Source organism: Shimazuella kribbensis DSM 45090 (genome assembly GCF_000428065.1).
Lineage (GTDB): Bacteria > Bacillota > Bacilli > Thermoactinomycetales > Thermoactinomycetaceae > Shimazuella > Shimazuella kribbensis.
In genome coordinates, this window is the sequence record NZ_ATZF01000004.1 from 271,169 (window position 1) to 278,619 (window position 7,451).

General features: G+C 36.9%; 7 protein-coding genes. 2 read left to right on the top strand and 5 right to left on the bottom strand.

Annotated elements, in window-relative coordinates; translation table 11 throughout:
- Positions 1 to 926 precede the first annotated feature (926 nt).
- The 3 genes from A3GQ_RS0108875 to A3GQ_RS0108885 all read right to left on the bottom strand — a co-directional run bounded on the left by A3GQ_RS0108875 (position 927) and on the right by A3GQ_RS0108885 (position 2,981).
- Entirely contained in the window at positions 927 to 1,640 is a 714-nt protein-coding gene (locus tag A3GQ_RS0108875; RefSeq protein WP_028776743.1) for a GTP pyrophosphokinase, read from the bottom strand.
- Positions 1,641 to 2,044: 404 nt separating this feature from the next.
- The gene (locus A3GQ_RS26855; RefSeq protein WP_156877624.1) at positions 2,045 to 2,254 is read right to left on the bottom strand and encodes a hypothetical protein; all 210 of its coding nucleotides are present in this window, start codon (positions 2,252 to 2,254) and stop codon (positions 2,045 to 2,047) included.
- Positions 2,255 to 2,369: 115 nt separating this feature from the next.
- A complete protein-coding gene (locus A3GQ_RS0108885) occupies positions 2,370 to 2,981 on the bottom strand; it encodes a TetR/AcrR family transcriptional regulator (RefSeq protein WP_028776745.1) in 612 nt (203 codons plus the stop codon).
- A 188-nt stretch (positions 2,982 to 3,169) separates the two neighbouring features.
- On the opposite strand from A3GQ_RS0108885, the gene A3GQ_RS0108890 reads away from it, so the two are divergent.
- Positions 3,170 to 3,928, top strand: coding sequence for an SDR family oxidoreductase (locus A3GQ_RS0108890; RefSeq protein ID WP_028776746.1), 759 nt, complete (start codon positions 3,170 to 3,172; stop codon positions 3,926 to 3,928).
- Positions 3,929 to 4,073: 145 nt separating this feature from the next.
- Here A3GQ_RS0108890 and A3GQ_RS0108895 read toward each other — a convergent pair whose 3' ends face one another.
- Both A3GQ_RS0108895 and A3GQ_RS0108900 read right to left on the bottom strand, forming a co-directional pair.
- Entirely contained in the window at positions 4,074 to 5,381 is a 1,308-nt protein-coding gene (locus A3GQ_RS0108895) for an MFS transporter (RefSeq protein ID WP_028776747.1), read from the bottom strand.
- Between the two features lie 219 nt (positions 5,382 to 5,600).
- A complete protein-coding gene (locus A3GQ_RS0108900; RefSeq protein WP_028776748.1) occupies positions 5,601 to 6,362 on the bottom strand; it encodes an MBL fold metallo-hydrolase in 762 nt (253 codons plus the stop codon).
- Between the two features lie 119 nt (positions 6,363 to 6,481).
- On the opposite strand from A3GQ_RS0108900, the gene A3GQ_RS0108905 reads away from it, so the two are divergent.
- Positions 6,482 to 6,892 carry an Lrp/AsnC family transcriptional regulator gene (locus A3GQ_RS0108905; RefSeq protein WP_028776749.1) on the top strand — a complete coding sequence of 137 codons (411 nt, stop codon included), beginning with the start codon at positions 6,482 to 6,484 and terminating at the stop codon, positions 6,890 to 6,892.
- Positions 6,893 to 7,451: the final 559 nt, after the last annotated feature.

Below are 7,451 nucleotides of genomic sequence, written 5' to 3' on the forward strand. Positions count from 1 at the left end.
TCACTCCCATAAATAAGTTCGAGTTGATGATAATGGCAGATTTAGCTTTTGTCAAACGAAGATGCTTTACCTAAAATCATTAAAAAAACAGATATTCTTTTAAAGGGCGCGATTGTGGAGCAACACAGGTAGAAAATGATCAAACTTTTTTATAAAACCAAAACTTAAATCCTTTCTCCTATTGCTTTTTTATTTCTCCAAGGAATGGTACAAAGTGACCCATTTATAAGGATAGATATGGAGATGATGAAACTATGGGTACCTTAGCCTTACATCATAAATGATGCGGAATAAGATGGAATAGATAGTGCAGAAAGGATTTGTATGAATTGACCTATACAAATGGAAATGCGGTTCATAATTGGAAAAAAATAAAATGTGATTTCCAACTTTATTTTACATGATTTTATATTTTAGATACCTATGACTTTGATTTAATTTACATTAGTTTTCAACGTAAGTAAGTTGATATCTTGTTATGTTTTTAACTATGTTTACTAATTAAATCCCTTTTTAGAAATTAATTAAAAAGCTCTAAGAAGAAAAGAAGTGTATGACTTCTGGTAAATGAAAGGGACAAGTTTTGCAGTTAAGTCTGAGGTTTGACATATATAGTATCTAGTAATAGAACCCACGGGATTTAAGAAATCACGTGGGATGCGGTGTTAATGTTGTATTATTAAATTTATTATTTCATAGAAAGATAGATTTCATTTATTTGGTGTTAATCTCGTAGGTAATGCTATGGAATGAAATACAAATCATTGTTAGGGAAAAAGGCAATGAAGCTAACAAAAAAGGCGCTAAATTCAAGCGCTCTATAACTTCTATTGGATTGTTAATAGGAAAATTTTCACGTTTTTTATAATGACCCATTTTTATTTAAGTACGATTACATATTTTGATCTTGTTTTAGACCCATTTCGTTAATGGAAAAAGAGCTTTTCTTGAAGTTGTTGCAGATGCTTGTTTGATAAATAGACATCGTCTTCTTCTGGATTTTGCTGTTTTAAAATATTAATCTCACGGTTGAGCTGTTGCATTTTGCGATCCAGCATAGCCGCTTGAGATGCCGCTTCTTTGAGTCCATCTTGAATGTGCTGTGGGATATCTCTGTCATATTTGTAGTATATTTTGTGTTCCAGACTAGCCCAAAAATCCATGGCAATCGTTCGAATTTGTATTTCGACATACATATGTTCTGTTCGATCAGACATAAAAATCGGAATTTGAATGATGAGATGTAAACTCTGATAACCGTTTGGTTTTGGGTTTTGGATATAGTCTTTTATTTCGACAACGGAAATATCTTGCTGATGTTGAATCATATCGCTTACTTTGTAAATGTCATCAACAAAGGAGCAAGTGATACGGATACCAGCAATATCTCGGATGGATTTTTGAATGGCATGGAAAGAAGGATCCACACCTTTTTTTACGATTTTTTTTAGAATGCTCTCAGGTGTCTTAAGACGTGTGGTGATATGTTCAATTGGATTGTATTCGTTCATTACTTGAAACTCTTCTTTTAAAATGTTTACTTTCGTTTCCATTTCTTGTAGAGCAAATTTATAAGATAGGAGAAAACGGGTAATCTCGGTTCGTAGTGTTTTTAATTCAGTTATATTTTTGTTTTTCAATTTTAGGTTACCGACAGGAACGATTTATAAGTTAGAAATCTTTCCTGTCGTACTCCTTTCAGAGGGAAGTTTAATGTTTCATGTGAACAAGTATGTATAACAAATAGGGCTCATGCTGATAAAGCTGAACCTCAAGAGTGAGTCTGTATGAAAGTCGAAATCATTTATACTACTGAAATCTAGAATGGAGCTAAATGGGATAAGTAATATCACGCAGATACATAGGTATGAATCTATGTTCAAATAAATGAGAATAAGATTATTATGCCTCTTTGAATTTAAAGAATGTATGGGATGCAATTTTTAGGAAGAAACGTTGAGAAAAAGCGAGCGGCCGGTCGAATTTATCAAAAAATAAATTCGACCGGCCGGGTGCTCGTTAGAGCAGTTGCAGGGTTCTTCAATCAGGTTATGAGAAGTATGAAACGCAGGACGCAAAAAATAGACAACACAAGAGAGGCAAGTGCGGCAGCTACAGAAACCTTAACTGCTGCGTATGCTCCGCATTCCCTGCTTCGTAGTGCTTCCCGACACATGTAGACGGACGCTGCAAGTGACAGGATCGCACCCATGGCCAGAAGGGATAGCCAAGGCAACGAATTCAATAAGTGCATGCTTCTCCTCTGAGAGATCGACCTACACGGAAATTATGTTTATTATACCTGAATGGTGTAAGAAAGGTATATCCGATTAAGGCAAACTATCAGTGGAGAGTTAAATATACAATTATTATTTATCTGTTGGATGAGATACTTTTACTTCCACTGGGTTTAGATGAATTATTTTTAATAATTGTTCTGCCATATAGGTGGAGCTATATTTGAATCCTTGATTGATCCACTCGATGATCATCCCCAGAATCGCATAGGATTGGTAGCTCGCACTTAGCTCACGGTTCAGATCTGGATCTTCGGTTTTATATGTGGATAGGTCTTGTAAGGCTAATTGTTTGAGCTCATTTCCTATTCTTTTGTAAAATCCAGATAAGGCGTTTGATTTTACGACAAGCACATAGAAATTAGCGTACTTTTCGACATGATGGAAAATTTTGATCGCAGATGCAGTTAGATCCCGCAAAATAAATGTGCTTACGTTTTGGTATGGTTCTCGATAGGATGCGATCAAATCTTTGATCACATCATCCATTATTTCATCCAATAGTTCTTCTTTAAATGGGTAGTGTTTATAGAATGTCCCTCGATTAAGATCTGCATGACGAACAATTTCGGTGATCGTTATTTGATTAAAGTCTTTTTTCTGCATCAACAACAGTAGGGCTTCTTTTAAAGCTGTTTTAGATTTGATAATTCTCCGGTCCATTGTTTTGGATTTCATAGACATCGAATGCCTCCAGTGTTGATTATTATTACCTAATAAAACAAAACGGAATCTAACAATTGATTATTCAACATAACAGACTTTCTTTGCTGATTGAAAGGGTTTACAAATAAGTATTATACTAGTTATTGTAAGTTAATAAACATCTGTTCATTATATTTCTAGTTGAATCACAATTGGAGGAATTCACCATGAAATTAACAGATAAAGTAGCAGTCGTAACTGGAGCAGCTTCCGGTATGGGTAAACAGATTGCTATTTTGTATGCCCGAGAAGGGGCAAAAGTTGTTGTATCCGATTTAAATATAGATGGTGCAAACCAAACAGTGGAAGAAATCAAGGGAGCTGGGGGTACTGCTTTTGCAATACAAACCAATGTAGCAGATGAAGCAGATATTCAAACTTTGATAGATGCCACTGTAGAAAAATACGGCACAGTTGATATTTTGGTCAATAATGCAGGTATTATGGACAATTTTGAACCCATCGGTGACATAGAAGATGAGAAGTGGGATCGTGTATTTGCAGTTAATACAAAGAGTGTCATGCGAGCGACACGCAAAGTACTACCTATTTTTTTAGCAAAACAACAAGGTATTATTGTAAATATAGCTTCTGCTGGAGGTCTTTATGGTGCACGTGCTGGTGCTGCATATACTGCGTCCAAACATGCAGTTGTTGGTTTAACCAAAAATACTGCTTTCATGTATGCTGAGCAAGGAATACGTTGCAATGCAATTGCCCCTGGAGCGGTAGAAACCAATATTTCTTCTACGATGACCAATATCAATCAGTTTGGGATTTCTCGTCAACAACTCGGAATGGCTATTAATCCAAGAACAGGTAGTGCAAATGAAATTGCCAAAGTTGCATTGTTCCTAGGATCTGACGATTCTAGTTTTGTAAACGGTACTGTTGTTTCAGCCGATGCAGGTTGGTCTGCTTATTAAACATAGAGAAAACAAGATCATCCTAAGTGGATGATCTTGTTTTTTAAAATAGGGGTCGTCTGAGAAAAGTCCAAAAGTGGCACGATAGAGAAAAACGCTGTATGGACACCAGCCTAACTATCAAAGAATATGAATTAGGAAAACTTTATAAAGGTTTTTTATTTTGAGTCTTTCGCGACCAAACGACTACAGGAATAAGCACGAGTGACAGAATTGCTCCAGAAAGTGATAAGGTTGCATAATTAGAATGAGCGACTACCATTCCTGATAATATCCCACCAGCTGCCCCTGATAGTGCAATTAAGACATCAACTGATCCTTGTGTTTTTGCACGCACAGATGGATGTGTTGCATCTACAATGAGCGCAGTTCCACTTATTAGACCGAAGTTCCATCCTAGACCAAGCAGTACTAAGGCCAAGATAAGCAGGGGCATTGATCCTGTTGGTGCAAAAGCTGCCACCAAACCAGAGGCTAAAAGAGTAGCACCAGCAACACCAGCCATCGTAGTACGACCAAGTTTATCTACCAGTACACCTGTCAAAGGTGAAGGAAGATACATGGCGGCTACATGAAAACCTATTACTAACCCTACTTCTCTCAAACCATGGCCATAATGTCCCATATGAATGGGTGTCATTGTCATAATGGCTACCATAACAAATTGTGTCAAAATCATAATAGTAGCGCCTACTACAACGCCCTTTTTGTTTAGTGTAGAATTTTGCGAATTTGTTTCTGTTTGTACTATATTGCCTTTCTCTTTCGCATTTGCAATAGCTGTAGATACAACCAAAGGATCTGGACGAAGAAAAATGAGGAGAATTACTCCGGCAATGATAAAAGCAATTGCTGACATGATAAAAGGGCCAGCCAAAGTTGGAATGCCAATAGAATTAGCGAATCTTCCCATCACACCGACTAAGTTTGGTCCCACAACAGCACCCAAGGTAGTAGAAACCATGGCTATGCTTACAGCCGTTGCTCTTTGCTTATCTGTTGCAAGATCTGTCCCTGCGTATCTTGCTTGTAAATTAGCAGCGGTACCAGCTCCATAAAAAAGCATGGAGGCAAATAAAAGTACAACGCTGTTGATTAAGGCAGCGATAATGATGCCTATCGCACCCAGTCCTCCAGCAAGAAAACCGACTGCAAGTCCTGTTCTACGCCCGAAACGTTGTGAAAGTTGGCCTATCAGTAATGCGGCACCAGCAGACCCTAAAGTGAGCAAGGCAACTGGAATACCTGTTGCACTTACTGTCCCTAGCATATTTTGTGCGAGAAGTGCTCCTACCGTTATGCCAGCTGCAAGTCCTCCCCCTCCAAAGATTTGTGACAGGACTACAATGGTTAATGTTTTCTTATAAAGATATTTTTGTCTTTTTGGTGAATCAATATATTCTTTTAACCATAAAGACTGCTGTGTTGTGTTAGTGGTTTCTTTTGTTGCCATAAACTGTCCTTTCTACCTATATATTTTTGTAACCCATTCTATTTGTGTTTGTTATCGTTTCGGAATATCCTTTTGTTGATATTATACATATTTGCAATTACGATATAAATATTATCTTTTTCCATTGGAAGAAACTCATAATTATCAACGATATAATTATGAGCTCATTCTGCTTCATCAGTTTAAATATAAATACAACAACATGTGTCGCTTTTTACTTTAAAATGTATAGGATTCACCATCATCTGGCACGAAAATATTGGCGGAGATTCCTTTTTCTTTACTAAAGCTTTTTAATTCTTCTCTAGATAGTATCCAATGGTTTACAGCTTCCATATGGACAGAAATAATTTTGGCATTAGGAGCTGCTTTATATACTTCATAGATATCTTCTTTTCCCATAATAAGAGGACCAAGGGACCATAGATTGTCCCCGCCGTTCACTACGATAATATCTGGTTTATGTGTATCCACTTCTTCTTGGACACCGTCATACCACACGGTATCACCAGCTACATATAATGTTTTTTCACTTGGATGCTTGAAGACTACACCACTCACTTCACCCATGAGCTTTAATAATTCTTCACTTCTCCCATGCTCGCCTTTTGTTTTCACTAATTGGATACCTTCAAAGACAGTATTTTGTTGTAATACCTCAACATTCCTAAAACCGATGTTTTCTACTTCTTTTGCATCAGCTTCATTTTGGACAAACATTTTGATATCCTTTGGTAAAACATTTTTGGCAATATCATCAAAGTGGTCACGATGCAGGTGAGTGACAATCACTGCATCTACTCCATTCAAAATAGTATCCAGTGTTGTTGGCAAACTCACTAAAGGATTAAATGTATCTTGTCTGATCGTCTCAGGAAGAGCTGGGTATGTACCTCTCTCTGCCAACATAGGATCTACTAAAAACTTTTTATTTGCATATTCGATAACGAGTGTAGCATTTCGAATTAGTTTAATATCCATCATTACAACTCCTTTTCTTTGATTCGCTTTATAGCTTATACTATGACCGTATAACGTTGACATAGATAAAATAAAGTCTGTTGGCCGTTTCACTTTATTTATGAAAGGAGTTGAATTTCATGTTAGATAGCACAGATATTTGTATCTTAGATGAATTATCCAAGAACAGTCGGATCAAGATGAAAGAGTTGAGTGAGAAAGTCCATTTGACGGGACCAGCAGTAGGAGCTAGAATTGCTAAATTGGAAGATAATGGAGTGATTGAGGGTTACACGATTAAAGTGAACCAAGCTAAATTAGGTTTTTATATACATGCTTTAATTAATATCTATACAAAAAGCACGCTACATGAGCCATATCTATCGTTCATAAAAACACAAGAAACATATATCATAAACAACTATAAAATTAGTGGAGATAGTTGTTACATTCTCGAATGCAAATTTCCATCTAATGCAATATTGGATGAATTTCTGGTAAATTTAAACAAGCATGCAAACTATAAATTATCGATTATTATTAATAAATAATGCATCAATAAAAATGGGATATTTGTGAATAACCACACTTAGACTATAGGGGACTGGAGTTGAACAATGGAGGTAGCTGCGGCACCTCTTTTTCATATTTTTCTATTTTGTTTCTTGAGAATGAACGATGGAATACCAGAAGATGTGGAGCATATACTCAAGTGACCAAAAAAGAGTCAGACATACAAGGAGAGTTTAAAATCTTCTCATGTCCGACTGTCACTAATATCCTATAGTTGATCTAATTTTCCATTCCATAAGGATAGAAACGAAAAGCTGGTTGAGACTCCACACGACTAAAGTCGTGGGATTCTTAGGTAGTTAGCGCACTCACTCCATTTCTGCTTTGTGCAACTCCCAAGTTCAGGGCTGTCTCATCAGCCCGTCCCATGCAGTTAGAAGTGTACCCACATGGGCGGAACGCCTGTTACCAGCGTTCTAGTCCTCTTCCTGCCTCTAATGGTTTTACTCGGTAGGAGACCGATCCATTTGCTACCGAAACCCTATACCATTACATTTTCAAAGAACAAACCTACTAGCTGTAGGATGATCACCGATC

Bases quoted from the DNA above. Each gene is read 5' to 3' on its own strand.
- A3GQ_RS26855 (WP_156877624.1), bottom strand. From the start codon at position 2,254: ATGCACTTATTGAATTCGTTGCCTTGGCTATCCCTTCTGGCCATGGGT.
- A3GQ_RS0108885 (WP_028776745.1), bottom strand. From the start codon at position 2,981: ATGTCTATGAAATCCAAAACAATGGACCGGAGAATTATCAAATCTAAA.
- A3GQ_RS0108890 (WP_028776746.1), top strand. From the start codon at position 3,170: ATGAAATTAACAGATAAAGTAGCAGTCGTAACTGGAGCAGCTTCCGGT.
- A3GQ_RS0108895 (WP_028776747.1), bottom strand. From the start codon at position 5,381: ATGGCAACAAAAGAAACCACTAACACAACACAGCAGTCTTTATGGTTA.
- A3GQ_RS0108900 (WP_028776748.1), bottom strand. From the start codon at position 6,362: ATGGATATTAAACTAATTCGAAATGCTACACTCGTTATCGAATATGCA.
- A3GQ_RS0108905 (WP_028776749.1), top strand. From the start codon at position 6,482: ATGTTAGATAGCACAGATATTTGTATCTTAGATGAATTATCCAAGAAC.